Consider the following 26,802-nt stretch of genomic DNA (forward strand, 5'->3'; position numbering starts at 1 on the left):
TGTTAAAATAAACCCCTTCATTCAAATAACTATTACATCTGCTGATGAAAGAGCTGCTCAAACGTCTCACGTTAGGTTCGGCGTTTTGTTGTATCGTGCCACTGCTGTCGGCCTGTGGACCGACGCGAGTGCCCTCGGGATTGGTCTATTGCTCTGAAGGCAACCCTGAGTCCTTCAACCCCCAATTGGTCACCTCTGGGACCACAGTCGATGCGACCTCACAGCAGCTATACGACGGTCTGGTGGATTACGATGCCAGAACTGGTGAGATGACCCCATCTCTCGCCACCTCCTGGCACCTGAGCGATGATGAGAAGGTCTACACCTTCGAGCTACGCCAGGGCGTGCAATTTCATCGCTCCGACATCTTTACCCCGAGTCGCAACTTTAATGCCGACGATGTGCTCTTCTCTTTCAACCGCATTATAGATACCGACAATCCCTATCACTTTGTCTCTAAAAGCGGTTATCCCTTCTTCCAGAGTATCGGCTTTGCCGAGCTTATCGACGACATAGAGAAGATAGATGACTACCATGTCGCCTTTCATCTCAAGCACAAAGATGCCTCTTTCCTCTCTAACCTGGCGACAGGCTTTGCGGTGATCCTCTCTAAAGAGTATGCCGACCAACTGCAGCGCACGGGCCAGGAAGAGTTGCTGGATAAACTGGCCATAGGGACAGGGCCCTTCAGGCTGATCGATTACGTCAAGAACGACTTTATTCGTTACTACCGCAACCCCTACTATTGGCGCCTGACCCCCGAGGTCGACCAGCTGGTGTTTGATATTACGCCAAAGAGCACTACCCGCCTGGCTAAGCTTATCACCGGCGACTGCAACGTCTCGGCCCTGCCTAAGGCCGGTGAACTGCCGGTGGTGATCGAGAAAGAGGATCTCGAGGTGGAGTCGCTCCCCGGATTTAACGTCGCCTTCTGGGCCTTTAATACCGAGCGGATCCCCTTTAACGATGTCAGGGTGCGCCGCGCACTGGCCCACGCCATAGACAAAGAGAACATCCTCAGGGCCGTGTATCAGAAGACGGCCGAAGAGGCGGTGGGTCTGCTGCCGCCACTCTCCTGGGCCTACTCGGCCAACGAGAAGATGATCGACTACAACCCAGAGAAAGCCCGCGAGCTACTCGACGAGGCTGGAGTGAAAAACCTCACTATAGATATCTGGGCCATGCCGGTCGCCCGCATCTACAACCCCAACGCCCATAAGACCGCCGAGCTTATCCAGGCCGATCTGGCCAACATTGGCGTCAAGGTCAATATCGTCAACTACGACTGGAGCGTCTTCAATCAGAAGCTGAGTCAGCATGGTTACGACTCGGTGCTCATCGGCTGGAACGCCGACAACAGCGACCCCGACAACTTCTTTACCCCCATTTTAAGCTGCGCCTCGGTGGGCTCAAACAGCAACCGTTCGCGCTGGTGCGACCCCGCCTTCGACCATATCCTCAACGCGGCCAAGTCAACCACAGACAGAGAGAAGCGGGCGCGTCTCTATCAAGAGGCCGAGCAGTATGTGGCCGAGCAGGTACCTATGCTGCCCTTCGCCCACGCTACCCGTATGGTGGTAAAACAGAAATCGGTGACCGAAGCTAAGCTGACCCCCTTTGGCGGCATCTCCTTCACCAAGACGTCTGCCCAGCCTCGCCTTGCCAGCGACAACAAGGAGAGTAACTGATGGCCAGATACCTGATCCGTAGGTTAAATCTTTTCCTGGCGACCTCACTGGTGCTTTTCCTGGTGATGTTTATCGCCACCGGTAAGTTTCCCGTCGCCCACACCTTTGCATTAACGGGCCTGCAATCGCCTACTGCCCAGGAGCTGACGCAAATAGCGCAAGATTATCAACTCGATAGCTCGCAGGCACACCAGTTTCTCGCCTACCTACAGCAGCGCCTGTCGGGCAATCTGGGCATATCGGCCACCTCACAGAACCCGGTGATCGACGAGCTCACCGCCGTGCTACCCGCCAGTTTCGAACTGGGGATTGTCGCCGGACTGATTGCCCTGGTATTGGGCCTGCCGCTGGGAGTGCTGGCCTCCTTGAGCAAACATAAGATCACTCAGCACACCATCATGGCGATCACTCTGACCGGCTACTCCATTCCCGTATTCTGGCTCGGCCTGTCGTTGTCGCTCTGGTTTGGGGTGCAGCTGGGCTGGCTGCCGATCTCGGGGCAGATTAATCTGCTGTATGACATACGCCCGGTTACCGGCTTTCTACTGATCGATACCCTGCTGTCGGACTCCCAATACGCCACCTCGGCCTTTATCGACGCCCTGCTGCACATCATCTTGCCTGCGGTGACCCTGGCGGTACTGCCTTTTACCGTGGTGGTGCGTATCACCCGCGCGGCGATGATATCCATCATGGATCAGACCTATATCAAAGCCGCCGAGGCCCGCGGCCTTCATACCAGCATCATAGTGCTGCGCCACGCATTGCCAAACGCCTTTATTCCCGTGCTGAAAAACCTCGGCCTTATGCTGGGCGCCTTTGCCAGCTATGCTATGGTGGTGGAGGTGATCTTTAGTTGGCCAGGCGTGGGCGCCTGGCTGGTCTCTGGGATCTATCAACGGGATTATACTGTGATACAGGGCGGGATCCTCGCCGTCGCCTTAATCATCATCTTCTTAAGTATCCTTATCGAGGTGATCCATACGGCAATGAACCCCCTCAGCAGGAAAGAGCTCTATGCCGCAAATTAAAATCTATCAGGAAGATCACATCCCCTCGCCCCTGAGCCGGATCTGGTCCGCCTTTACCGATAACCCGTTCGCCTTCGCCGGGCTCTGGGCCGTCTGCTGTCTGCTGCTTCTGGCCCTGTTTGGCCCGCTTATCGCACCCTATAGCCCTGAGCATCAAGACCCCTTGGCGCTGCTGCTAGCGCCCTCCTGGGAGCCCACAGGCACTGTGGAGCACTTCCTCGGCACAGACGATCTGGGCCGAGACATCTTCAGCCGCCTGCTTCATGGGGCTCACCTCACCTTCGGCATGGCGCTGGCAATCGTTATCACCGCCCTGCTGCTGGGCTTCATCATAGGCTCCATCTCGGGCATGATGAAGGGTCTTAAGTCGAGTATCTTGAGCCACCTGCTTGATGCGCTGCTGTCGATCCCTTCGCTGTTGATGGCGATTCTGGTGGTGGCTGTCACAGGACCAGGGCTTGGTAACGTCTTCTGGGCCGTGGGTATCGCGCTCACGCCGCAGTTTGTCCGCGCCATTCACCAAGCGGTGCACGAAGAGTTACAGAAAGAGTATGTCACCGCCGCCAGACTCGACGGTGCCAATAGTTTGCAGATCTTCTGGTATGTGATCCTGCCCAACATCATGGATACCATGATCATTCAGACCACCTTAGGGATCTCAGCCGCCATCCTGGATATCGCCGCGCTGGGCTTCCTCAACCTGGGGGCCCAGGCCCCTAGCCCAGAATGGGGCGCCATGGTGTCACAAGGCTTAGATAACCTGCTCACCGCCCCCTGGACGGTTACCATACCCGGCGTCGCCATCCTCTGTAGCGTGCTAGCCATTAACCTGGTGGGAGACGGACTGCGCTCTGCCCTCTCGCCGATTCGCTCCTAACGAGACGCAGCTATGCCTTTACTGGACATTAGAAACCTCACCATAGAACTCGACACCCCCCACGGCCGCGTCAAGGCCCTGGAGCGCGTGAGCCTCACCCTTAACCCGGGCGAGGTCCACGGCCTGGTGGGCGAGTCGGGCTCCGGCCGCACCCTGCTGGCCAAGGCTATTCTTGGCATCCCGGGTCACAACTGGACCATACAGGCGGATCGCATGATGTGGGATGGACAGAACCTGATGGACATGTCCCCCAGCGAACGCCGCGTGCTCATGGGCAGCGAGATGGCGATGATCTTTCAAGACCCCATCAGCAGCTTAGATCCGGCCATTGCCGTCGGCACCCAGATCATCGAGGCGATGCCGGAAAACAAGGAACTGCCTTGGTGGAAGCGCGGCAGCGACAAGCGCAAGAAGGCCCAGCAGTGGCTGCATAAGGTGGGTATCAAAGAGACCCAGAAGATCATGTCCAGCTACGCCTGGGAGCTCTCCGACGGTGAGTGCCAAAAGGTGATGATCGCCATCGCGGTAGCCAACCAGCCCAGGCTGCTGATTGCCGACGAGCCCACCAACTCGATGGAGGTACGCACCCAGGCACAGATCTTCCGTCTGCTGAGTAAACTCAACCAGCTACAAAACGTGTCTATCCTATTGATTAGCCACGAGTTAGAGACACTTTCTCAGTGGTGCGACCGCCTAACCGTGATGTACAGCGGTCAGGTGATGGAATCGGGAGTGACTAGCGATGTTATCGCCAATCCCTATCACCCTTACACCAAGGCGCTGTTGGATAATATTCCCGATTACTCCAATCCCGAGCACCACAAGACCATGATGCAGACCCTGCCAGGCTCGGCGCCTGCGCTACAACATCTGCCCATAGGTTGCCGACTCGGCCCCCGTTGCCCCCAGGCACAGAAGCTCTGCGTCAACCAGCCAAGCCTGTGTCACCAGAAAGATCGCTATTTTGCCTGTCATTTCCCTTATCACAATGAGCCATGCCATGAAGAGCCCCTTACTAAAAGTTAATCGACTCAGTAAAACCTTTTTCGCCGGCTATAAGGGGTTTAAGCGCCAGTATAATCATGCCCTCGAGCCTATCTCCTTCGAGCTTAATCGCGGCGAGACGCTGGCGATAGTGGGCGAGACAGGCTCGGGCAAGAGCACCCTGGCGCGTATCTTGGTAGGCGCCGAGCAGCGCACCGATGGCGAGATCTTATTTGAGGGCGAAGCGCTGGAAAGCCGCAACCTGAAGCAGCGTTGCAGGCTCATTCGGATGATTTTCCAAGACCCCAACACCTCGCTCAACCCGCGCTTGACTGTGGGTGAGTTACTGGATGAACCCTTAAGGTTCAATACGGATCTGGACAAGCAGGCACGCTTCGCGCAGGTAGTGGATACCCTGCGCAAGGTCGGCCTGCTGCCAGAGCACGCCGACTTTTACCCTCACATGATCTCAGAGGGGATGAAACAGCGGGTAGCGGTAGCCAGGGCCTTGATGTTAAACCCAAAAATCATCATCGCCGACGAGGCATTGACGGCGCTGGATCTCTCGGTTCGCTCGCAAATTCTTAACCTGCTGCTCAAGCTGCAGCAGGAGATGGGACTCTCCTATATCTTCGTGTCCCATAACATGAACATCATTCGTCATTTCAGCGATAAGATCATGGTATTGCACCAGGGCAAGATGGTGGAAAAAGCCACCACAGAGAAGCTGTTTAACGCCCCCGAGCATGAATACACCCAGCGGCTTATTCAGGAACAGACCATGTTTTCCTACAAGCGTTAAACTGCTCCAACCACTGGAACATTAACGTCTTATTATTAAAAAAGGTGTGCCATTTCAGCGTGGTTTAATTATCCTTATGGCACTTTTTCAAGAGAAGCAGAAACATGATAATCAAACCCAAAACACGTGGCTTTATTTGTACCACCACTCATCCGGTTGGCTGTGAAGCAAATGTACTAGAGCAAATCAACATCACTAAGGCAAAAGGCCCTGTCGCCAACGGCCCTAAGAAAGTATTAGTGATCGGCTCTTCAAGTGGCTATGGTCTATCTTCGCGCATTGCGGCAGCCTTTGGCAGCGGCGCGGCAACCCTCGGCGTCTTTTTTGAAAAACCAGGTACCGAGACTAAGCCTGGTACGGCTGGCTGGTATAACTCAGCGGCCTTCGACAAATTTGCAAAGCAAGACGGTCTCTATTCTAAGAGCCTGAACTGCGATGCCTTCAGCCATGAAGCCAAGCAGAAAGCTATCGAGCTGATCAAGCAAGATCTGGGTCAGGTAGACATGGTCGTCTACTCACTGGCCTCTCCGGTAAGAAAACTGCCTGACAGCGGCGAGCTGATTCGCTCTTCACTGAAGCCGATTGGCGAGACATACAAGTCTACCGCGGTTGATACCAACAAAGATCTGATCATCGAAACCAGCGTAGAGCCGGCCACAGAGCAAGAGATTGAAGATACTGTTACCGTCATGGGCGGTCAGGATTGGGAACTGTGGATCAATGCCCTGGCCGAGGCTGGCGTACTGACTCCAGATTGTAAGACAGTTGCCTACAGCTACATAGGCACAGAGCTGACCTGGCCTATCTACTGGCACGGTGCCCTGGGCAAGGCCAAGATGGACCTTGACCGCGCCGCGCACGCACTCAACGACAAGCTATCGGCCACAGGTGGCAGCGCCAACGTCGCCGTGCTCAAGAGTGTGGTTACTCAGGCCAGCTCGGCCATCCCTGTAATGCCACTCTACATCGCCATGGTATTTAAGAAGATGCGCGAAGAGGGTCTGCACGAGGGCTGTCAGGAGCAGATCAACCGTATGTTCCACGAGCGCCTCTACCGCGCCGATGGTGCAGCACCGGCAGTCGATGATGCCAACCGCCTGCGTCTGGATGACTGGGAACTTCGTGACGAGATCCAGCAGCACTGCCGCGACCTATGGCCGACCATCACCACAGAGAACCTCAGCGAACTCACCGACTACCGTGAGTACAAGGAAGAGTTCCTCAAGCTATTCGGTTTCGGTATCGAGTCTGTAGACTATGATGCCGATGTGAACCCAGAGGTGAACTTCGACGTCGAGCAGTTCTAAACCGCTCGCTCATCGATAAAAAGCCACGGCCATAGCCGTGGCTTTTTGTTTTCAGGCTATTTTCCCTGAAGCGCCTCAGAGGCGCTATCAGGCCGCGATTGGTGAAACCTGCCATAAGCCCCAATAAAAGTTGCATTCAACTCATCTCTTCTAAGCGGCGTCATGAGTAGGCTAAAGACAATCTCCCTACCAATCCCCCATAGAAGACAATCCAGAGTGATAACAGCAAAAGCAGATGCTAACCGCTACTAGCTAGAAGCCACAGCCATACACTCGATAGAAGGCAGTTATCGACACACACCTTCCCCTAATGAAACGGCAGAAATGGCTTCTATGCAGCAACTTAGGCAGATATCCCCCTTAGTCGGATTGTCGCTCTGTACTCACTGGCAAACCGAGTTGCATGTCCTCGGGCCGAATCTTAGCGACAAAAAAGCCAGTCACTAGGACTGGCTTTTGGCTACTCATCTTATTCTCAAGATAAATTATTCGGCTGGCGTGTAAACCACTTCCGCCTGAGCCTTCAACGCGGCGATAAGCGCGCGGTAATCGTTCTCACTGTACTGAGAGTTCAAACGCTGCTTAAGGGCCGTAACTAGGCTCTCATCGACGCTCTCGGCTTGATTCACCTTATCGAGGATCACCACGGCATAACCGTTAGCCAGGGCTGCGGTATCAACCACAAACTGCTCGGCTGGCTGGGCCATCTCGAACGCTTTGCTAACGATAGAGGTATCTATGCCTTGCTCACCACGGCTTAGCTGAGTGCGCGTGATCATCTCGGCCGGGATCTCACCGCCCTTGATAGCTGCCATCATCTCTTGTGCCTTGTCGCGTGCCAGCTCGTTAGCCTTGTCCTGCTTGAGACGCTCGACAATGGTCGCCTTCACGTCGGCAAACTCCATGGTGCCCGCCGCAGCGTGCTTGTTCACACGCACCACGACCACATGGTTATCACCCAACTCGATCACATCACTGTTCATGCCATCGAGCAGAACCGTATTAGAGAAGGCCGCCTTAAGCACATCGGCAGAGTTTAGTGGCTCTGGCGCATTGTCACGAGTAAATACAGGGCTGATCTTAACCGCAACGCCCACTTCTTTAGCCGCTTCGGCTAGGGTATCGGGTACTTCGTAGCTCACGTCAGACAGGCGCTGTTGCAGGGTATAAAACTCGTTAACTGCCTTGTCTTGCTGGATCTGGGCAACGATCTTGTCTTTTACAGCCTCAAATGGCGAGGTCGATGCCGCTTGTAGATCGAGCAGCTTGATGATGTGGTAACCGAAGCTGGTCTTCACTATGTCTGAGTACTGACCTTTTTCCAGTGCGAATAGCGCCTGGTCGAAAGGAGCTTCCATCACGCCCTGTTCGAACCAATCCAGCTTACCGCCCTGCTCACCGCTGAAGCTGTCATCTGAATCACTCTTAGCCAGCGCCTCAAAATCTTCACCCGCCTTGAGCTTAGTCATGATAGCTTCGGCCTTAGCCTTAGCTGCATCTTCATCATCACCCAGGCTCACCAAGATATGGGCGGCCAGACGCTTCTCAGGCTGCAGGTACTGCGCCTTGTTCTCGTCGTAATAGGTCTTAGCTTCTTCATCGCTTACCTGAATCGCCGAGGCCAATTGATTGGCACTTAGCTCGATATAATCCAGCGCAATGGTTTCAGGACGCACAAACAGCGACTGATTTTGCTGATAGTAGGTATTCGCTTCTTCGTCACTTACGCTTACAGTGGCCAGCATAGGCTCAGCATCGACCACATGGTAACGAATGTCTCGGGTTTGCCCCTGAATCTTGGCCAGATACTCGGCTTCACCAGGCAACACAAATTCAGAACCGACAACGGTCACCACTAGCTGACGACGAGTCATGTCACCACGCATCATGTCGCGGAAGCTGTTGGCTTGATAGCCAAGCTGGCGGATCAGGGCTAGGTAACGGTCGTTGTCAAACTTACCATCGGTTTGGAAGGCGGGCTCATTCATGATAGCCGTCTTGATCTGTTGATCAGACACTGTAAGCCCTAAGTCGGCAGCGGCTTGATCCACCAACTTGTCGGCGATCAGGCGCTCTAATACATTCTGCTTAACGCTAGCCAGGTAGCTTTCGTTGCTGGCCAAGGTGTCGTACATATCACCCAGTTGCTGCTCTAATCGAGCACGCTCGCTTTGATAGGCTTGCTCCAGTGCAGATTTACTGATCTCTTCACCATTAACCGTAGCCGCGCTCGGCTCCGAAGATGAACCCAAATAGCTACTCACGCCAGTAAATGCAAAGGACAAAATGACAAGAACGAGAATGCCTTTAGCAATCACGCCCTGTGAGCCTTCGCGAATCTTTTCTAACATCAGACTTCTCGCTCGTTGCAATAAAAATAAAAAGGCGCATCACCTATTGGAGGATGCGCCATTTTTGTAATTTGTAGACCTAGTTTACACAGTGCGTAATGTTAGGCCAACGGCTTGATAATGAGGGTTACATTATCAAAACCCCTACTCGTAAAAAGCACTGTCTAAACAGTGCTTATCAAACTACTCGTAAGGTTTACAAAGGCCACCTTAACTAAGTGTGTCTTAGTTTACAGCGTCTTTAAGTGCTTTACCGGCCTTGAATGCTGGAATGTTTGCTGCAGCAATCTTGATCTCTTTACCAGTCTGTGGGTTGCGACCAGTACGCTCTGCGCGTTGACGCACTTCAAAAGTACCAAAACCAACTAGAGAGATTTTATCGCCATCTTTTAAGCCATCAGTCACAGCAGAAATAAAAGAATCTAGAGCACGACCAGCGGCCGCTTTAGAGATATCAGCACCAGAAGCGATTTTCTCGATTAGTTCAGATTTGTTCATGTCATCCCCTTGAATTTAATTTTTGCGCCGCAACCAAATCCTTCTCTAGAGCGGTCTGCGGAGGCTTTTTATAACAAGCTTGAAACTAAAGTTCAAGCCAAATAGGAAAACCTAAGAAATAAAATTGGAATAAGCCTAAAAACCAGCAGCGCCAAGGGCTGCAGCTAAAATGCTATCCACAGACCTAGGCTACCACAGGTTTAGATTTTAAAAAGCCCCTTTTTGCATTTTTTTTAATGCAAATAGGCATTTTCTTGCGTTAGACCAAATTTTTAACAACTTCAAAGCCTTCGATTGGTCGTTCTAGCGCCAGCTTAAGCACCTCATCCACCCAACGTACGGGTCTGATCTCAAGGTCGGCCACCACATTGGCCGGAATTTCCTCAAGATCACGCTCGTTCTCCTTAGGGATCAGCACAAGCTTAGTACCGCCGCGATGGGCCGCCAGCAGCTTCTCTTTCAGGCCGCCGATTGGCAAGACCTCACCGCGCAGGGTGATCTCACCCGTCATGGCCACATCGGCGCGCACCGGGTTACCTGTGAGGCTAGAGACCAGGGCGGTACACATGGCCGCGCCGGCAGAAGGACCGTCTTTCGGTGTAGCTCCCTCGGGCACGTGCACGTGAATGTCACGCTTCTCGTAAAAATCTGGGTTGATGCCCAGCTGCTCGGCCCGGGCACGTACCACTGTCATGGCCGCCTGAATCGACTCCTGCATCACGTCACCTAATGAGCCAGTGTAGGTCAGCTTGCCCTTACCCGGCACAGAGGTGGCCTCTATGGTCAACAGATCGCCCCCTACTTCGGTCCAGGCTAGGCCTGTCACCTGGCCAATCTGGTTGTTCGACTCGGCCTTGCCATAGTCGAAGCGCTGCACGCCGAGGAAAGACTTGAGGTTGTCTTGATTGACATCCACATGCTTCACCGACTTGTCCAGCAGGATTTGTTTAACGACCTTACGGCAGATCTTAGACAGTTCGCGCTCAAGCGCACGCACACCTGCTTCGCGGGTGTAGTAGCGAATGATGCCAATAATGGCGCTCTCATCGACGTTGACTTCGCTGACCTTGAGGCCGTTACGCTCTATCTGTTTAGGCAACAGATGCTGCTTAGCGATGTTGAGCTTCTCATCTTCGGTGTAACCCGACAGACGAATCACTTCCATACGGTCAAGTAGCGGGCCTGGAATGTTCATCGAGTTAGAGGTCGCCACGAACATCACATCGCTCAGATCGTAATCGACTTCCAGGTAGTGATCGCTAAAGGTCGCATTCTGCTCAGGGTCTAACACCTCAAGCAGCGCCGACGCCGGGTCACCACGCATGTCGCTGCTCATCTTATCGATCTCATCAAGCAGGAAGAGCGGGTTCTTCACGCCAACCTTAGACATCTTCTGGATCACCTTGCCCGGCATTGAGCCGATATAGGTACGGCGATGACCACGGATCTCCGCCTCATCTCGCACGCCGCCAAGCGCTACGCGCACATACTTACGGCCGGTTGCCTTGGCGATAGATTGTCCCAGCGAGGTCTTACCCACACCCGGTGGCCCCACGAGACACAGGATAGGTCCCTTGAGCTGTTTAACACGGCTCTGGACCGCCAGATACTCTAAGATGCGCTCTTTAACCTTTTCCAGACCATAATGGTCTGTGTCCAGCACATCCTGGGCCTTGGCGAGGTCGCGCTTGATCTTAGAGCGCTGCTTCCAGGGCACAGAGATCATCCAATCCACATAGCTGCGCACTACTGTGGCCTCGGCGGACATAGGCGACATCATCTTCAGCTTGTTGAGCTCGGCGGTAGCCTTCTCTTTGGCCTCGCTCGGCATGCCGGCTTCTTCAATCTTACGGGTCAGGGTCTCAAACTCGTCGTGAGACTCGTCGATATCCCCAAGCTCCTTCTGAATCGCCTTCATCTGCTCGTTGAGGTAGTACTCGCGCTGGCTCTTCTCCATCTGTTTCTTGACGCGAGAGCGAATGCGCTTCTCCACCTGTAGCAGATCGATCTCCGACTCCATCATGGCCATCAGATATTCAAGGCGCTCGGAGACGTTAACCATCTCGAGTACCGCCTGCTTATCTTCAAGCTTAAGTGGCATATGGGCCGCCATGGTGTCGGCAAGGCGCGCGGCTTCATCGATCCCCGACAGTGAGGTCAGTACCTCGGGCGGGATCTTCTTGTTTAGCTTGATATAACCTTCGAACTGACCGATGGCCGAGCGCACCAATACTTCCTCTTCCTTATCGGCAAGTTCTTCCGATTCGAGGTACTGGGCGGTCGCCACAAAAAATTCGGTTTCTTGAGTGTACTTGTCGATACGGGCACGTTGGCCACCTTCGACCAGCACCTTCACAGTGCCGTCAGGCAGTTTGAGCAATTGTAAGATAGAGGCAACGGTTCCGACCTCGAAGATATCATCGCTGGTCGGCTCATCTAATTCAGCATCGCGCTGGGCCACTAATATAATCTGCTTATCTTGCTCCATCGCCGCTTCCAGGCAGCGAATAGATTTTTCCCGACCGACAAACAGGGGAATAACCATATGGGGGTAAACCACCACGTCTCTCAATGGCAGTACCGGGAGTTCGATTCGCGCTTCACGCTCTAAGGTCATAGCTCGATTCCGTTTGGTAACAATATTAATGAGTATATTGGGGTGTTTCAGTGGGTTTCAATGGCAAATATAAAAAAAGGAGCCCAGTGGACTCCTTTATGTTTATTTCGCTTCACGTTAGCCGAATTATTGTTCAGCCACCGCGGCTTGCGTCTCATTGGCTTCGTAGATGAGGATAGGAGCGGACTCGCCCTTAACCACTGACTCATCGATAACCACCTTGGCCACGTTCTCGGTTGATGGCAGGTCATACATGATGTCCAGTAGAATGCCTTCGACGATTGAACGCAGACCGCGAGCACCTGTCTTACGATCCATTGCCTTGAGGGCAATCGCCTTGAGCGCATCTTCTCTGAACTCAAGCTCAACCCCTTCCATCTCGAACAGGGCGGCAAACTGCTTAGTCAGCGCATTCTTTGGCTCAGACAGGATCTGAATCAGCGCCGCTTCATCCAGCTCGGCCAGGGTAGCCAGTACAGGCAGACGACCGATGAACTCAGGGATCAAACCATATTTCACCAGATCTTCAGGCTCAACCTGCAGCAATACGTCAGAGATAGTGGCCTTATCGGCCTCGCCTTTCACCTCGGCGCCGAAACCTATGCCGGTACCGACATGAGAGCGCTGCTCGATCACCTTCTCTAGGCCCGCAAAGGCGCCGCCACAGATGAAGAGGATCTTAGAGGTATCGACCTGCAAGAACTCCTGCTGAGGATGCTTACGTCCGCCTTGGGGCGGTACGGCAGCCACAGTGCCTTCGATCAGCTTAAGCAGCGCCTGCTGCACGCCTTCACCGGACACGTCGCGGGTGATCGATGGGTTATCTGACTTGCGGCTGATCTTATCGATCTCATCGATATAGACGATACCGCGCTGGGCCTTCTCGACATCGTAGTCGCACTTCTGCAGCAGCTTCTGAATGATGTTCTCGACATCCTCACCCACATAACCGGCTTCGGTCAGAGTGGTGGCATCGGCCATGGTAAAAGGCACATTCAAGAACCGAGCTAAGGTCTCGGCAAGCAGCGTCTTACCACTACCGGTTGGGCCGATCAGCAAGATGTTACTCTTACCCAGCTCGACACCATCTTTAGGGGTGGCATTTTTTAAACGCTTATAGTGGTTATATACAGCAACAGATAAGACTTTCTTAGCCTTCTCTTGACCTATGACATAGTCATCAAGATGCGCTCTGAGCTCATGTGGCGTAGGTAATCTATCTTGATCTTGCTTTGGCGATATCTCACGGATCTCTTCACGGATAATATCGTTGCAAAGCTCTACACACTCGTCACATACATACACAGAAGGGCCGGCGATGAGCTTACGAACCTCATGCTGACTCTTTCCACAAAAAGAGCAGTACAGCAGTTTCCCGCTATCACCGTTACTTTTGTTGTCGCCCATTAGTTTACCTCTTTTGCAGTTTCACTCACTGCACAATTCTTCTCTTACGCCTTTTACTGATCATAGCTCAGCAAGCGACAAATATCAGCCTCGTTTATCGAGCACAGAGTCAACCAATCCGTACTCTGCGGCCTCGGTTGCACTCATGAAATTGTCACGATCCGTATCGCGCTCGATCACTTCCAGCGGCTGGCCTGTATGGTCGGCAAGCATCTGGTTCAGCTTGTTCTTAATGCCCAAGATCTCTTGCGCGTGAATCGCGATATCAGAGGCCTGGCCCTGGAAGCCACCCAATGGCTGATGGATCATCACACGTGAGTTAGGCAGACAGTGACGCTTACCCTTGGCACCACCGGCAAGCAGGAAGGCGCCCATACTGGCGGCCTGACCGATGCAGACTGTGCTGACATTTGGCTTAATAAACTGCATGGTATCATAAATCGCCATCCCCGCAGTGACCGAGCCACCAGGAGAGTTAATATAAAGATAGATATCTTTATCTGGGCTCTCAGACTCGAGGAACAGTAGCTGAGCCACAATCAGGTTAGCCATATGCTCTTCAACCTGACCAACGAGAAAGATCACCCTCTCTTTGAGCAGACGAGAATAAATATCATATGAACGTTCCCCTTTGGCAGTTTGTTCAACGACCATAGGCACAAGTGCATTCAGTACTGATTCTGGCGCATTTTGCATTATTAACTTCCCTAAATAAAAACGGCCCGCATGAGGAGCCTCATACGAGCCATTATAAATGGCTAACAGCCATTTAAGTCAAGCATAGGTTACGCGCGACCGGTAGCCTTGTTCATAAATTCTTCGAATTGAACTGCTTTCTCGGTAACCTTGGCAGTTTTCAGCAGTGCTTCAACAGCTTGCTCTTCTAGCGCAACGTTACGCATGTTCTGCATCATCTCTTGGTTGTTATTGTAATATTCAATAACTTCCTGTGGATCTTCGTAGGCAGAAGCCATAGAAGCGATCAGCGCTTGAACACGCTCGTCGTCAGCTTTCAGCTCGTTAGTCTTGATCACTTCGCCAAGTAGCAGACCCACTTTTACGCGGCGCTCGGCTTGCTCGGTGAACAGGTCAGCTGGTAGCTCAGGCATGTTAGCGGCTTGGTTGCCGAAACGCTGCATAGCTTGTTGACGCAGGACGTTAACTTCGCCATCGATTAGTGCCTTAGGCAGGTCGATTTCGTTTTGCTCAAGCAGACCGTTTAGGACCTGATCTTTGACGTTAGCTTTAAGCGCTTGCTCAAGCTCACGGCTCATGTTCTTACGGATCTCAACTTTCAGCGCTTCCAGGCCGCCATCGGCAACGCCGAACAGCTTAGCGAACTCGTCGTTCACTTCTGGCAGGTTAGCCGCTTGTACTTCTTTCAGAGTGATAGCGAACTTGGCTACTTTACCCTTCAGGTTTTCTGCGTGGTAGTCTTCTGGGAAAGTCACGTCGATATCGAATGCTTCACCGGCTTTGTGACCTTCAACACCAGACTCGAAACCTGGGATCATACGGCCGCTACCTAGTTGAAGTTCGAAATCTTCAGCCTTGCCGCCTTCGAACTCTTCACCGTCGATAGAACCAACGAAGTCGATCTTCGCCTTGTCGCCTTCGGCAGCTTCACGCTCAACTGCTTCGAACGTAGCGTGTTGCTTACGCAGCGTTTCGATCATTGCATCAACGTCTGCATCGGTAACTTCGGCAGTTGGTTGCTCAACTTCAATCGCATCTAGGCCTTTTAGTTCTACTTCTGGGTAGATTTCGAAGGTAGCAACAAACTGGAAGTTTTCAGCGTCGGTTTCACCAGGAACGAAAGTTGGTGCACCGGCTGGGTTCAATTTCTCTGCGATGATGGCTTCAACGAAGTTACGTTGCATCACTTCGCCAGTGATCTCTTGACGAATCGCTTTACCATAACGCTTGTTGATCACGCTTACAGGTACCTTGCCTGGACGGAAACCAGGAATACGTGCACGCTTAGCTTCATTTTTCAAACTATCAGAAACGGCTTTTTCAATCTGCTCAGCAGGAACAGAGATAGTTAGGCGGCGCTCTAAACCTTGTGTTGTTTCTACAGAAACTTGCATTGTTTTACCTCGAAATATGTCAAACGTCTTTTGTAATAGCCGAATCATCAACTATTAAGGTATTCGTTTCTTGATCTAAAAAAACGACTAAAATGCCTTGGTAACTGGGTTTGGCAGTCGTCGCACATAGTTGAAATTTATCAAGACGCGACATTATAGCCACGGTTTTCGGCATAGTCGAGCCTCAAAGCTCTAATTACGGGCGTAAAAAAAGCGACCAGAGGTCGCTTTTTTTATTTTCTTCGAAAGAAGTGGGGTGACTGATGGGACTTGAACCCACGACAACCGGAATCACAATCCGGGGCTCTACCAACTGAGCTACAATCACCACTGATTTGGTACGCCCGGCAGGATTCGAACCTGCGGCCATCCGCTTAGAAGGCGGATGCTCTATCCAACTGAGCTACGGGCGCGTCGTTATGAACTTGGTTCATATCCTAACAGGGCAAATAACGTCTCCACGTTATTTAAAAAATTTGGTCGGTGATAGAGGATTCGAACCTCTGACCCTCTGGTCCCAAACCAGATGCGCTACCGGACTGCGCTAATCACCGAGAATTTTACTGCTCGACCATACTCTGGGTGTCGTCGAGAACGGAGCGCATATTATCCCCTCATATGGTTAGCGTCAACGATTTTTTTGCAACGCCGACGCGCCTGACTATTTAAGCAGCTATCCGCAACTTTATTAAGCAATTCGCGCAAATATCCAAGCAATTAATCAATTTCATTCCCCTAAATAGCCTTATTTAGACTAGCTAGACATATCGTGGCCCTCGCCGACATTATTCATATATTAGAACTGACTGTTATCGAGCTAAGTCAATGACAGTTTCCGCCCCCCCTGTTAAAATGTCGCCGATTTTTTATTATCGCGCCATATTAAGGAAATCCACCCCCCATGACAGCACAAATAATCGATGGCAAAGCGATTGCTCAATCCATTCGAAAACAACTGAGTGCCAAAGTAACCGCCCGCAAAGAGGCCGGAAAACGTGTTCCGGGATTAGCCGTTATCTTAGTGGGAGCCGATCCCGCCTCTCAGGTCTATGTCGGCAGTAAGCGCCGCGCCTGTGAAGAGGTTGGCTTCCTATCACAGTCGTTTGACCTGCCGACCGAAACCTCGGAAGCCGATCTGCTGGCCCTGATCGACAAGTGCAACGAAGACCCGAGCATCGACGGTATCTTGGTTCAACTGCCACTACCGGATCATATCGAAGAGTCGAAGGTGATCGAGCGTATTCGCCCGGATAAAGATGTCGACGGTTTCCATCCTTATAATGTGGGTCGTCTGGCTCAGCGCATCCCGGTACTGCGCTCTTGCACGCCAATGGGGATCATGACACTTATCAAGTCCACCGGCGTAGACACCTATGGTCTGGACGCAGTGGTCGTTGGCGCCTCTAATATCGTCGGCCGCCCGATGACGCTAGAGCTGCTATTAGCCGGCTGCACCACGACTACCTGCCATCGCTTCACTCGCGACCTTGAAGACAAGGTGCGCCGCGCCGATCTACTGATCGTCGCCGTGGGTAAGCCGAACTTTATTCCTGGCGAATGGATTAAACCGGGCGCCATCGTTATCGACGTGGGCATCAACCGCTTAGAGAGCGGTCAGCTAGTAGGTGATGTGCAATATGATGTGGCCGCCGAGCACGCCAGCCATATCACGCCAGTACCGGGCGGTGTCGGTCCTATGACCATCGCCAGCCTGCTGGAAAACACCCTGTACGCCGCGGAAAACTATCACGACTAGCTATCTTGACTAAGCTATCTCGACTAACGTCGACGACTAAATGCCCGCAAGTATTAGCCGTCTGACTTGATTAGCTAGCGACAGATACAAAAAAGCCTGCAATATGCAGGCTTTTTTACGCGTGTCACTCTATTAAGTGATGGAAAACGTCATAACGCCTTACTTCTTACGCCAGGTCGTTCCTTCCGGGCCATCTTCAAGGATCACCCCAAGGGCATTGAGGCCATCACGCGCCACATCGGCCGCGGCCCAATCCTTCTCGGCGCGGGCACGGTTACGCTCGACGATCAAGGCTTCGATCTGCGCCACCTCATCATCGCTGCCCTCGCCCTTAAAGAAGCCATCGACATCCTGCTCTAGGATCCCCAACACGTCACCCAACTGCTTCATGCTAACGCCCAGGGCGGAAGCCGCCACCAGGTCATCAACTTTTAGACGGTTGATCTCACGGGCCATGTCAAACAGCACTGAGTAGGCCTCAGGCGTATTGAAGTCATCGTCCATAGCCTCTTTAAACTTAGCCACATACTCGCTTGCTGGCGCAGCCTCGACGCTCAGATCCAGTCCCTTCAGCGCGGTGTAGAGACGCTCGAGCGCCGCCTTAGCCTGCTTTAGGTTATCTTCCGAGTAGTTTAGCTGGCTGCGGTAGTGACCAGACAGCAGGAAGTAACGCACGGTCGAGGCATCGTAATGCGCGAGCACGTCGCGAATGGTGAAAAAGTTATTGAGCGACTTGGACATCTTCTCCTTGTCCACCATCACCATGCCGGTATGCATCCAGTAGTTCACATACGGGGTGTCGTGGGCGCAGCATGACTGAGCGATCTCATTTTCATGGTGAGGGAACTGCAGATCAGAACCGCCGCCATGAATATCGAAATGCTCACCCAGATGCTTGCTGTTCATCGCCGAACATTCGATATGCCAGCCTGGACGACCAGGGCCCCATGGCGAATCCCACGTTGGCTCGCCCGGCTTAGACATCTTCCACAGCACGAAATCCATTGGATCGCGCTTGTTCTCGTCCACTTCTACGCGGGCACCTGCCTGAAGTTGATCCAGGTTCTGACCTGACAGACGACCATATTCAGGGAAGGACGCAACGCTGAAGAGCACATCGCCATTGTCGGCGATATAGGCATGGTCGCGCTCCAGTAGGCGCTCGACCATCTCGATGATCTCAGGCATATGCTGAGTCGCACGAGGCTCAAAATCGGGGCGCTTCATGTTCAGCGCGTCGAAGTCGTGATACATCTCTTGGGTCAGACGCTCGGTAAGGGCGTCGCAGCTCTCGCCATTCTCGGTGGCGCGCTTGATGATCTTATCGTCGACATCTGTGATGTTACGGTGGAAATTAACATCGTAGCCGATATATCTCAGGTATCTGACGATCATGTCAAAAGCAACAAACGTACGTCCATGACCAATATGACACAAATCATAAATGGTAACCCCGCAGACATACATGCCGACTTTACCTGGCTGTATTGGCTTAAATTCCTCTTTTTGGCGGGTAAGACTGTTGTATAGCTTCAACATTGATATTCTCTACAGATAATTGACAACAAATAGGCCGCTCAGTCTACCACCTGCAAACGGCCGCTTCCAGCGTGATTGCGTGAATCTAAAGCGTTTTTTGTGCCCCCGCACATTCTCTGGGCCAGACAGGGCAAAATGCGCGAGTTTATCGCGCGGCTAAGCATGCTCCCGGGGAGAAAAGTCACGTCATCCCTTTATGCGCCTTGGTTAATAGGCTAGAATCTGGCGCTATCTGAATAAGTAACCATGATGAGATACAGTCATATGATCACAATGCAAACCAACCACGGTGTTATTAAACTCGAACTCGATGCCGAAAAAGCCCCTGCAACCGTCGCTAACTTCATCAAGTATGCGAAAGACGGCTTTTATGATGGCACCATCTTTCACCGCGTTATCGATGGTTTCATGATCCAAGGCGGCGGATTCACCGAAGATATGTCGCAAAAGCGTTGCAACGAAGCGATCGAAAACGAAGCCAACAATGGTCTGTCTAACCTGGTCGGCACTATAGCTATGGCCCGCACCTCAGATCCACATTCGGCCACCGCGCAGTTCTTCATCAATATCAACGACAACACCTTCCTCGACTTCAAATCTGAGTCGGTACAAGGCTGGGGTTATTGTGTATTCGGTAAAGTCACCGAAGGCATGGATGTGGTTAACCAGATCAAGGCCGTTGCCACCGGCAACCGCGGCATGCATCAAGACGTACCGCTAGAAGCCGTGGTCATCGATAGCGTAACCGTCGAAGCATAATCACAGGGCCGACACTCGTTGAACTACACCCTGTTTGTGGGCGATCTGCACCTCAGTGCCGATCGCCCCGATATCCTAAACGCCTTCCATCAATTTCTTGACCAAGATGCCAACCATTGCGACGCCCTCTATATCCTGGGTGATCTGTTTGAAGTCTGGGTGGGCGATGATATCGCCGAGCCTTTTGCCCTGGAGCTTGCCGAGCGCTTAAAGCGATTCTCGACCCATACGCCCATCTATTTTATCCATGGCAACCGCGACTTCCTGCTGGGTAAAGAGTACGCCAAGCGCTCAGGCATGAAGCTGCTGCCTGAGGTTTATAGCATCGATCTCTATGGTGAGCCCAGCGTGTTGCTCCACGGCGATAGCCTGTGCACCCTGGATAAGGCCTATCAGAGATTCCGCCGCTTTAGAAACATGGCCTGGGCCAAGTTTATCTACAATCACCTGCCTAAGTCGAAACGCATCGCCATCGCCGACAAGCTGCGCAGCAAGAGTAAGCAGAGCAATCAGCTTAAAAGCTATAGCATCATGGATGTGGAGCAGAGCGCGGTTGAGCAATTGATGGCTGAGACTGGGGCTAAGCGCATGATCCATGGTCATACCCACAGACCAGACATTCATCGGCTCGCCAACGACACTCAGCGTATTGTGGTGGGCGACTGGTATGAGCAAGGCAGCGTATTGAAGATCAGCCCCAAGGAAGTGAACCTGCAGAACCTTCCCTTTGGTGAAACAGAGGCATAGGCCAGCCGAAACAGCCTGATCCCCCGTTAGTTTACAGTACGCACTAACTAAGGTCTGTTAAACTTTTCCCGTATCAACAGGTCTCAGGCCTTCCCGAGTGAAACTTAAATTCAGTGTCTGGCGCGCTGATTAGTTCCGCCTCCAGCTTGGCAAAGTGGGTCACACGTTCATCGATATTCTCAGGCGATATCGCCTGGGCCAGCACCAGATAATCTTGATAGTGACGCGCCTCTGAGCGCAGCAGCGACACGTAGAACTTACTCAGGCCCTCATCAAGATAAGGCGCCAGCTTGGCGAAACGCTCACAGGAGCGAGCCTCGATAAAGGCGCCTACGATCAGCTTATCCACCAGGGTAGCCGGCTCATGGGTGCGCACCGCGCGCATCATCCCCTTGGCATAGCGGCCGGCCGTGAGATTTTGATAGGGTATGCCCCGTGCCTGCATGATCTCCAGCACCTGCTCAAAATGGTGAAACTCCTCTTTTATCAGGCGCACCATCTTGGCGATAAGATCCGGGCCGTAATCGACCCCATCCTTCGCGGTCAACTCACCCACCAGCTCATTCTTTTTTACATCCCGCGCCAGAAAGGCATCGATATCCCGCGACTTGTTATAGACGAACTCCTCATAAGGCTTGGCCCACTGGAGTAGCTGATCGCCACTCGCCTTATCCACCGCATACTTACGGATCAAGAACATCGCCGTCTGCGCCGCCTTCAGCTCACAGTTACAGTGATCGATAAGCAGCGCAGCAAGCTGCTCCGGCTGGCTAGCGAGCGCTATCCACTCATCAGGGGTTTCACATTGTAGGAACTGCTTTATCGGGGCTAATAGGGCTTGCATCACACACTCGAGGGTTAAACGGACAGACGCCGACTATTCTACCCTTAAAAGATGGCCTTAGGCAGGTCCATCTGCCTAACAGATGAAAGTTAGCTTGACTAGTCTAAGTTTATGTTCAATAAATAAACTATGTCAGTCCTCACAGGGCTGTTTGGGAGCCTGAGGTCTATTGGGTAGCAGACCAACAGGCAATGCGGGTTCGTCTGAAGTTTGGCGAGCACAATATGAAAGCTGAACAAGGATAATTATAATGATATTGAATCACTTAATGGGGTTATACACTCATCCGAAAGAAGAGTGGCACACAATTGAGAAAAACCACGAAGCGCTGAGAAGCAGTCTTAGCCATGTCATGCTAATCGCCCTCATACCGGCCGTCTGTACCTATCTTGCCTCCACCATGTTCGGCTGGAACCTAGGGGTATCCGATCCCCTCTTCCTCACCAAGCAAAGCGCCATGATGATGTCCATCAGCATGTATTTCGGCCTGATTGCCGGCGTCTTCGCCCTGGCCTATCTGGCCTATTGGATGGCAAAGACCTTCGATGCTCAGCCTAGCTACACACAGGCGATCGAGCTGGCAGCCTATACCGCAACGCCACTCTTTATGGTCGGCCTGGCGGCGCTCTATCCTGCGCTCTGGTTCATGATGGTCGTTGGATTGGTGGGACTGACCTACTCTGTGTACCTGCTCTACACCGGGGTACCAATCATCATGAATATCCCGGAAGAGAAAGGCTTCATCTATGCCAGTTCGGTAGTCACAGCAGGCCTGGTGCTATTGGTCGCGCTGATGGCCTCGAGCGTCATCCTTTGGAGCTTCGGCCTAGGCCCCATGTACCAATAGAAGACTTAGCTAACGCAAGATACAAAAAAGGCTTTAGGGTTCACCTAAAGCCTTTTTTTAATATCAAGTTTAATACCAAGCATTCACTTAGTTAGAAGAGTCTCGCAGGGCAACCGTCAGGTTAAACACCAGATGCTCAGGCGATGAGTCTTTGCTATCGGCGCAGAAGTAACCTTCGCGCTCGAACTGATAGGCCTTCTCGGCCTCAGCATTAACCAGGCCAGGCTCGACCAAACCATGCTTAACTACCAGAGACTCAGGGTTTAGCACCTCATCAACCGTCTCGGCGGCCGCCGGATTCGGCTGATTGAAGAGTCTGTCATATAGACGGAACTCTGCTGGTACGGCACTTGTGGCCTCAACCCAGTGGATCACCCCTTTCACCTTGCGACCATCGGCTGGGTTCTTACCCAGGGTCTGATCGTCATAGGTACAATAGATGGTGGTCACATTGCCCGCCTCATCTTTATCGCAGCGCTCGGCCTTGATCACATAAGCGTTACGCAAACGCACCTCTTTGCCCTGAATAAGGCGCTTGTACTTCTTGTTGGCCTCTTCACGGAAATCGTCGGCATCGATATAGAGTTCGCGGCCGAAGACCAGCTCGCGCTCGCCCATAGACTCGATAGTCGGGTGCGCCGGTGCAGATAGCTTCTCTACCTGGCCTTCTGGGTAGTTTTCGATGATCACCTTAACCGGGTTGATCACCGCCATGGCGCGAGGCGCGTGCTCGTTCAGCTCTTCACGGATACAGGCGTCAAGCATGCTCACTTCGACCATGTTCTCTTGCTTAGTCACACCGATACGACGGCAGAACTCACGAATCGCCGCTGGCGTGTAGCCACGACGACGCAGACCGGCGATGGTCGGCATACGCGGGTCGTCCCATCCTGATACCAGACCACGCACCACAAGGTCGTTAAGCTTACGCTTAGACATCAGGGTGTATTCCAGATTCAGGCGAGAGAACTCATATTGACGGGTACGGTTTGGCGCCTGGAAATCGTCCAGGTTATCCAGCACCCAGTCATACAGACGGCGGTTATCCTGGAACTCCAGCGTACAGAGCGAATGGGTGATATCTTCCAGCGCATCGGAAATACAGTGGGTGAAATCATACATAGGGTAGATGCACCACTTGTCGCCTGTCTGATGGTGATGGGCGAAACGGATACGATAGATCACAGGGTCGCGCATACACATGAAAGGTGACGCCATATCGATCTTGGCCCTGAGTGCACATTCGCCCTCTTTGAATTCGCCCTTGCGCATCTTCTCGAACAGCTCAAGGTTTTCTTCGACAGAGGTATCGCGATATGGACTGTTCTTACCCGGCTCTTTCAGGGTGCCACGGTATTCACGGGTCTGCTCACCATTGAGGAAACAGACATAAGCCAGTCCCTTGTTGATAAGTTCTACCGCGTATTGGTGCAGCTGATCGAAATAGTTCGACGAATAACGGATCTCACCATCCCATTGGAAACCTAACCAATGTACGTCGGCCTGAATAGAGTTAACGTAATCGATATCCTCTTTCTCAGGGTTGGTATCATCAAAACGTAAGTTACATAGCCCCTTGTAGTCCTGCGCCAAACCGAAGTTCAAACAGATCGATTTTGCGTGACCGATATGAAGATAGCCGTTTGGCTCGGGCGGAAAACGAGTGTGCACACGGGTGTGCTTACCGCTCTCTAAATCTTCATCTATGATGTTACGAATGAAGTTACTTGGACGTACTTCGGTGTCCACATGACTCATGGAAATCCTCTTTGCGAACTCTATTTCATCGGGCGCACAGGTGCCGCTCGAGACTAATGGGAGAAAACCTGCATATTCCTACAGATTTCGCTTCGTTACAACGGCCAAATCGCAAAAACTGCCATGATTTAGCGCAAAAACAGAAAAGCAGCGACTTATCGCTGCTTTTCTCGGTTTAACAAGCTGTTTTACATCTGGCTTAAATCTACTCGGTCACCACATTGATCACCGGAATGATAGTCTGAGCACGCTGTCCCTTGCGCTTTAACCAGAGGTAGAAGACCACCAGCGCAACTAGGAAGAAGGCAATCCACAGGCCAGACTGCAACGGGTGCGCCGCAAAGGTCATCGCCTGATAGAAGACGGTCGCTGTGCCATAGGCCAGGCCCAGGGTCCAGGTTGCCGCAAAGGTTGCCCAGCGAGGGCCAAACTCACCCACTAGAGCGCCCATGGCCGCCACACACGGCGTATAGAGCAGGATAAACAGCAGGTAGGCAAAGGCTGCCGTCACGCCACTGAAACCACTCTGCAGCGCACTGAAAGTCGAGGTATCGACATCCAGCTCACTCGAAGCCGTCTCAATGGTCTGAATATCACCAACCGAGATAGATAGCGGATCTTCAGGTGCGATGCCAAACAGGTTCTCAGGGATGGTCGCCAAGGCCTCGCTAAAGCTCTCAGACAGTGGCGCCAAGGCTTCATCTTCACCGCTCGCGGTCGAGTAGAGGCTGTTCAGGGTGCCGACTACGGCTTCTTTGGCGAAGATACCTGTGATGATACCCACAGTTGCCGGCCAGTTATCCTGCTCTATGCCCATTGGCGAGAAGAGCGGCGTGACCTTCTGGCTCGCCACACTCAGCACAGACTCAGAGCTGTCCTCGTGGCCGAAGCTGCCATCGACGCCGATAGCGTTGATGAAGTTAAGCAGGGTCACCACGATAACGATTGTCTTGCCTGCGCCCAGAATAAAGCTCTTGGTGCGCTTGCCGGTTCTGGCCATCACCGCCTTAAGCTTCGGCTTCTCGTAGTTAGGCAGTTCCATCACCACGGCACTGCTGCTGCCGGGAAGCAAGGTTGAACGTAGCAACAAGCCCGTTCCTACCGCGGCTAACACGCCTATGATATAGAGCAGGAATACCAGGTTCTGACCCGACTCGGGGAAGAAGGCCGCGGCAAACAGGGCATAAACCGGCAGACGTGCACCACAAGACATGAAGGGTGCCATCATACCTGTCACGATACGCTCACGCTCGCTGCCTAAGGTACGGGTCGCCATAATGGCAGGTACCGAGCAGCCAAAACCGACGATCATAGGCACAAACGCCTTACCCGGCAGACCGATACGACGCATCAGGCCATCGACCACGAAGGCGGCGCGCGCCATGTAACCCGAGCCTTCCAGCACCGAGAGTGCCAGGAATAGCGCGGCGATAACGGGGATAAAGGTGGCTACAGTTTGAATACCCTGGCCCATACCACCGGCAACTATGGTCACCAACCAGGCTGGGGCACCGATATTGGTCATCAGTGCGCCGAGATGATCGACAAACAGGGCGCCGGCCGTGATGTCGAAGAAGTCGATAAAGGCGCTACCGACATTGATACTGAACATAAACATCAGGTACATCACAAACAAGAATACCGGGACACCTGCGATGGGATGTAACACCAGCTTATCGAGACGGTCGCTCAGGGTAAGCTGGTCGCTGTCTTTCACCGATTGGTTAAAGACCTGCTGCACGAAATCGAAACGTGTGGTGGCCACCATGATCTCGATATCCTTGCCCTGGGCCGCTAAACGCTCGGAGCACTGGGACACCTCAGACAACATCTGACCATTCTTGCACTGGCCACAGCCAAGACCGTTACCCATCATCGCCAGGGCGCGGCCACGACTCAGCTGGCTATCACGCTCAAACAGCGCCTTGATACCCGCCTCAATCTCAACATCGTAGTCCAGAACCAGAGGCGCCTCGGACACCTTACCATCTAACAGGTCGACCACCTGGGCCTGTACCTGCTTGATATCATTCATATCGCGAGAGCAGACGGCGATCACTGGGCAGCCTAGCTGCTGACTCATCTTGTCGACATCGACCTCGATCCCATGGGCCTTGGCCGCATCAATCTTGTTGATCACTACCACCATAGGAATGCCAAGCTCGCGCAGCTGCACCGTCAGATACAGGTGACGCTCGATGTTGGTGGCATCGACCAGGTTGATGATGCCATCCATCTGCGCCTCGGCCAGGTATTGCTGGGCAATCTGTTCGTCGAGAGAGCAATCGCAGCTGCTACCGGCTGGCAGTAAGTCGTAAATACCAGGCAGATCCGTCAGCAGCACCTGGGTATCGTTCAGGGTAAAGGCCCCTGTCTTCTTCTCTACCGTCACTCCAGACCAGTTACCCACCTGCTGGTTAGCACCGGTTAGCGCGTTAAAGAGTGTTGACTTGCCCGCGTTAGGGTTACCAACGGTCACACAATGAAATTGTTTAGCCATGAGCCAGCTCCACCTCAATTACTTCAGCCAGGTCCTTACGCATGCATAACTTACTGCCACGAATGGCCAACTCTAATCCCGAGCCCAGTGGGGCACGTCGTAACAGGGTCAGAGAGGTGTTGGGGGTTATCCCCATGGATAAAAGCTTGCGTTTCACCACCGCAGGCAGGCTAATCTGGCCAACCTCGGAGATCACTGCACTATCGCCAGGCTTTAATTCGCTTAATTTCATATTGCAACTCTACCTTTTCAGGTCTCGATAAATCTGAACTACACCAGATTCTAACGGAGCAAGGCTTCCAATAACTTTATCTAGATCAATATTTATGATTGGAAACGATAATAATTTTCAATTGTATTTTATATTATGTGACAGATATCTCAATCAGTAAACGAGATT

At 52.6% G+C, this 26,802-nt stretch carries 21 protein-coding genes and 3 tRNA genes; 10 read left to right on the forward strand and 14 right to left on the reverse strand.

What is annotated here, in order from left to right; translation table 11 throughout:
• The first annotated feature begins 44 nt into the window (after window positions 1-44).
• The 6 genes from K0I63_RS12940 to fabV all read left to right on the forward strand — a co-directional run bounded on the left by K0I63_RS12940 (window position 45) and on the right by fabV (window position 6,689).
• Window positions 45-1,688, forward strand: a complete 1,644-nt coding sequence (locus K0I63_RS12940; protein ID WP_220078659.1) for an ABC transporter substrate-binding protein — start codon at window positions 45-47, stop codon at window positions 1,686-1,688.
• The gene (locus K0I63_RS12945; RefSeq protein WP_220081304.1) at window positions 1,688-2,719 is read left to right on the forward strand and encodes an ABC transporter permease subunit; all 1,032 of its coding nucleotides are present in this window, start codon (window positions 1,688-1,690) and stop codon (window positions 2,717-2,719) included. Before K0I63_RS12940 ends, K0I63_RS12945 begins: the two co-directional genes overlap by 1 nt.
• Complete coding sequence (locus tag K0I63_RS12950) at window positions 2,706-3,596, forward strand: ABC transporter permease subunit (protein ID WP_011866297.1); 891 nt, start codon at window positions 2,706-2,708, stop codon at window positions 3,594-3,596. Before K0I63_RS12945 ends, K0I63_RS12950 begins: the two co-directional genes overlap by 14 nt.
• 12 nt (window positions 3,597-3,608) lie before the next feature.
• Window positions 3,609-4,622, forward strand: coding sequence for a peptide ABC transporter ATP-binding protein (locus K0I63_RS12955; RefSeq protein WP_011866298.1), 1,014 nt, complete (start codon window positions 3,609-3,611; stop codon window positions 4,620-4,622).
• Entirely contained in the window at window positions 4,597-5,382 is a 786-nt protein-coding gene (locus tag K0I63_RS12960; RefSeq protein WP_011866299.1) for a peptide ABC transporter ATP-binding protein, read from the forward strand. Before K0I63_RS12955 ends, K0I63_RS12960 begins: the two co-directional genes overlap by 26 nt.
• Window positions 5,383-5,486: 104 nt before the next feature.
• The gene (gene fabV, locus K0I63_RS12965) at window positions 5,487-6,689 is read left to right on the forward strand and encodes an enoyl-ACP reductase FabV (RefSeq protein ID WP_220042850.1); all 1,203 of its coding nucleotides are present in this window, start codon (window positions 5,487-5,489) and stop codon (window positions 6,687-6,689) included.
• A gap of 485 nt (window positions 6,690-7,174) precedes the next feature.
• On the opposite strand, the gene K0I63_RS12970 is transcribed toward fabV, so the two are convergent.
• From K0I63_RS12970 to K0I63_RS13010, 9 genes are all read right to left on the reverse strand, one after another.
• Window positions 7,175-9,040, reverse strand: coding sequence for a SurA N-terminal domain-containing protein (locus tag K0I63_RS12970; RefSeq protein WP_220081305.1), 1,866 nt, complete (start codon window positions 9,038-9,040; stop codon window positions 7,175-7,177).
• A 225-nt stretch (window positions 9,041-9,265) separates the two neighbouring features.
• A complete protein-coding gene (locus K0I63_RS12975; RefSeq protein WP_011866302.1) occupies window positions 9,266-9,538 on the reverse strand; it encodes an HU family DNA-binding protein in 273 nt (90 codons plus the stop codon).
• Between the two features lie 259 nt (window positions 9,539-9,797).
• Window positions 9,798-12,155: an endopeptidase La gene (gene lon / locus K0I63_RS12980; protein ID WP_220081306.1), complete on the reverse strand. Its 2,358-nt coding sequence runs from the start codon at window positions 12,153-12,155 to the stop codon at window positions 9,798-9,800.
• Between the two features lie 126 nt (window positions 12,156-12,281).
• Window positions 12,282-13,562 (reverse strand): ATP-dependent protease ATP-binding subunit ClpX, encoded by a 1,281-nt coding sequence (gene clpX, locus K0I63_RS12985; protein ID WP_011866304.1) that lies wholly within the window; start codon window positions 13,560-13,562, stop codon window positions 12,282-12,284.
• 84 nt (window positions 13,563-13,646) lie between these two features.
• Window positions 13,647-14,258 carry an ATP-dependent Clp endopeptidase proteolytic subunit ClpP gene (gene clpP, locus K0I63_RS12990; protein ID WP_011866305.1) on the reverse strand — a complete coding sequence of 204 codons (612 nt, stop codon included), beginning with the start codon at window positions 14,256-14,258 and terminating at the stop codon, window positions 13,647-13,649.
• 89 nt (window positions 14,259-14,347) lie between these two features.
• Window positions 14,348-15,652: a trigger factor gene (gene tig / locus K0I63_RS12995; RefSeq protein ID WP_220081307.1), complete on the reverse strand. Its 1,305-nt coding sequence runs from the start codon at window positions 15,650-15,652 to the stop codon at window positions 14,348-14,350.
• Between the two features lie 252 nt (window positions 15,653-15,904).
• Window positions 15,905-15,980: transfer RNA gene (locus K0I63_RS13000), tRNA-His, on the reverse strand.
• Between the two features lie 8 nt (window positions 15,981-15,988).
• Window positions 15,989-16,065, reverse strand: a tRNA-Arg gene (locus tag K0I63_RS13005).
• 64 nt (window positions 16,066-16,129) lie between these two features.
• Window positions 16,130-16,206, reverse strand: a tRNA-Pro gene (locus K0I63_RS13010).
• A gap of 347 nt (window positions 16,207-16,553) precedes the next feature.
• On the opposite strand from K0I63_RS13010, the gene folD reads away from it, so the two are divergent.
• On the forward strand, window positions 16,554-17,408 hold the full coding sequence (gene folD, locus K0I63_RS13015; RefSeq protein WP_011866307.1) for a bifunctional methylenetetrahydrofolate dehydrogenase/methenyltetrahydrofolate cyclohydrolase FolD: 855 nt from the start codon (window positions 16,554-16,556) through the stop codon (window positions 17,406-17,408).
• A 159-nt stretch (window positions 17,409-17,567) separates the two neighbouring features.
• Here the strand turns inward: folD and cysS are convergent, their stop codons facing one another.
• Window positions 17,568-18,947, reverse strand: coding sequence for a cysteine--tRNA ligase (gene cysS, locus K0I63_RS13020; protein ID WP_220081308.1), 1,380 nt, complete (start codon window positions 18,945-18,947; stop codon window positions 17,568-17,570).
• A 264-nt stretch (window positions 18,948-19,211) separates the two neighbouring features.
• On the opposite strand from cysS, the gene K0I63_RS13025 reads away from it, so the two are divergent.
• The gene (locus K0I63_RS13025; RefSeq protein ID WP_220081309.1) at window positions 19,212-19,706 is read left to right on the forward strand and encodes a peptidylprolyl isomerase; all 495 of its coding nucleotides are present in this window, start codon (window positions 19,212-19,214) and stop codon (window positions 19,704-19,706) included.
• A gap of 18 nt (window positions 19,707-19,724) precedes the next feature.
• Complete coding sequence (locus K0I63_RS13030) at window positions 19,725-20,453, forward strand: UDP-2,3-diacylglucosamine diphosphatase (RefSeq protein WP_220081310.1); 729 nt, start codon at window positions 19,725-19,727, stop codon at window positions 20,451-20,453.
• Between the two features lie 73 nt (window positions 20,454-20,526).
• On the opposite strand, the gene miaE is transcribed toward K0I63_RS13030, so the two are convergent.
• The gene (miaE, locus tag K0I63_RS13035) at window positions 20,527-21,297 is read right to left on the reverse strand and encodes a tRNA isopentenyl-2-thiomethyl-A-37 hydroxylase MiaE (RefSeq protein WP_220081311.1); all 771 of its coding nucleotides are present in this window, start codon (window positions 21,295-21,297) and stop codon (window positions 20,527-20,529) included.
• Window positions 21,298-21,547: 250 nt separating this feature from the next.
• Between miaE and K0I63_RS13040 the strand changes: the two genes are divergently transcribed.
• Window positions 21,548-22,144 carry a Yip1 family protein gene (locus K0I63_RS13040; RefSeq protein WP_011866312.1) on the forward strand — a complete coding sequence of 199 codons (597 nt, stop codon included), beginning with the start codon at window positions 21,548-21,550 and terminating at the stop codon, window positions 22,142-22,144.
• Between the two features lie 87 nt (window positions 22,145-22,231).
• On the opposite strand, the gene glnS is transcribed toward K0I63_RS13040, so the two are convergent.
• The 3 genes from glnS to K0I63_RS13055 form a co-directional block, all read right to left on the reverse strand.
• Window positions 22,232-23,902, reverse strand: a complete 1,671-nt coding sequence (glnS, locus tag K0I63_RS13045) for a glutamine--tRNA ligase (RefSeq protein ID WP_144200479.1) — start codon at window positions 23,900-23,902, stop codon at window positions 22,232-22,234.
• Window positions 23,903-24,107: 205 nt separating this feature from the next.
• A complete protein-coding gene (gene feoB, locus K0I63_RS13050; RefSeq protein ID WP_220081312.1) occupies window positions 24,108-26,402 on the reverse strand; it encodes a Fe(2+) transporter permease subunit FeoB in 2,295 nt (764 codons plus the stop codon).
• Window positions 26,395-26,634: a FeoA family protein gene (locus K0I63_RS13055; protein ID WP_011866315.1), complete on the reverse strand. Its 240-nt coding sequence runs from the start codon at window positions 26,632-26,634 to the stop codon at window positions 26,395-26,397. Before K0I63_RS13055 ends, feoB begins: the two co-directional genes overlap by 8 nt.
• Window positions 26,635-26,802 lie beyond the last annotated feature (168 nt).

Origin of the sequence: Shewanella rhizosphaerae (genome assembly GCF_019457655.1) — a bacterium.
Lineage (GTDB): Bacteria > Pseudomonadota > Gammaproteobacteria > Enterobacterales > Shewanellaceae > Shewanella > Shewanella loihica.

What these genes read in the sequence shown, in the direction of transcription:
- K0I63_RS13025 (WP_220081309.1), top strand. Translation starts at nt 19,212, where the DNA reads ATGATCACAATGCAAACCAACCACGGTGTTATTAAACTCGAACTCGAT.
- K0I63_RS12975 (WP_011866302.1), bottom strand. Translation starts at nt 9,538, where the DNA reads ATGAACAAATCTGAACTAATCGAGAAAATCGCTTCTGGTGCTGATATC.
- glnS (WP_144200479.1), bottom strand. Translation starts at nt 23,902, where the DNA reads ATGAGTCATGTGGACACCGAAGTACGTCCAAGTAACTTCATTCGTAAC.
- lon (WP_220081306.1), bottom strand. Translation starts at nt 12,155, where the DNA reads ATGACCTTAGAGCGTGAAGCGCGAATCGAACTCCCGGTACTGCCATTG.
- clpP (WP_011866305.1), bottom strand. Translation starts at nt 14,258, where the DNA reads ATGCAAAATGCGCCAGAATCAGTACTGAATGCACTTGTGCCTATGGTC.
- K0I63_RS12945 (WP_220081304.1), top strand. Translation starts at nt 1,688, where the DNA reads ATGGCCAGATACCTGATCCGTAGGTTAAATCTTTTCCTGGCGACCTCA.
- K0I63_RS13040 (WP_011866312.1), top strand. Translation starts at nt 21,548, where the DNA reads ATGATATTGAATCACTTAATGGGGTTATACACTCATCCGAAAGAAGAG.
- clpX (WP_011866304.1), bottom strand. Translation starts at nt 13,562, where the DNA reads ATGGGCGACAACAAAAGTAACGGTGATAGCGGGAAACTGCTGTACTGC.
- K0I63_RS13055 (WP_011866315.1), bottom strand. Translation starts at nt 26,634, where the DNA reads ATGAAATTAAGCGAATTAAAGCCTGGCGATAGTGCAGTGATCTCCGAG.
- folD (WP_011866307.1), top strand. Translation starts at nt 16,554, where the DNA reads ATGACAGCACAAATAATCGATGGCAAAGCGATTGCTCAATCCATTCGA.
- tig (WP_220081307.1), bottom strand. Translation starts at nt 15,652, where the DNA reads ATGCAAGTTTCTGTAGAAACAACACAAGGTTTAGAGCGCCGCCTAACT.
- K0I63_RS12940 (WP_220078659.1), top strand. Translation starts at nt 45, where the DNA reads ATGAAAGAGCTGCTCAAACGTCTCACGTTAGGTTCGGCGTTTTGTTGT.
- fabV (WP_220042850.1), top strand. Translation starts at nt 5,487, where the DNA reads ATGATAATCAAACCCAAAACACGTGGCTTTATTTGTACCACCACTCAT.
- cysS (WP_220081308.1), bottom strand. Translation starts at nt 18,947, where the DNA reads ATGTTGAAGCTATACAACAGTCTTACCCGCCAAAAAGAGGAATTTAAG.
- miaE (WP_220081311.1), bottom strand. Translation starts at nt 21,297, where the DNA reads ATGCAAGCCCTATTAGCCCCGATAAAGCAGTTCCTACAATGTGAAACC.
- feoB (WP_220081312.1), bottom strand. Translation starts at nt 26,402, where the DNA reads ATGGCTAAACAATTTCATTGTGTGACCGTTGGTAACCCTAACGCGGGC.
- K0I63_RS12955 (WP_011866298.1), top strand. Translation starts at nt 3,609, where the DNA reads ATGCCTTTACTGGACATTAGAAACCTCACCATAGAACTCGACACCCCC.
- K0I63_RS12970 (WP_220081305.1), bottom strand. Translation starts at nt 9,040, where the DNA reads ATGTTAGAAAAGATTCGCGAAGGCTCACAGGGCGTGATTGCTAAAGGC.
- K0I63_RS12960 (WP_011866299.1), top strand. Translation starts at nt 4,597, where the DNA reads ATGAAGAGCCCCTTACTAAAAGTTAATCGACTCAGTAAAACCTTTTTC.
- K0I63_RS12950 (WP_011866297.1), top strand. Translation starts at nt 2,706, where the DNA reads ATGCCGCAAATTAAAATCTATCAGGAAGATCACATCCCCTCGCCCCTG.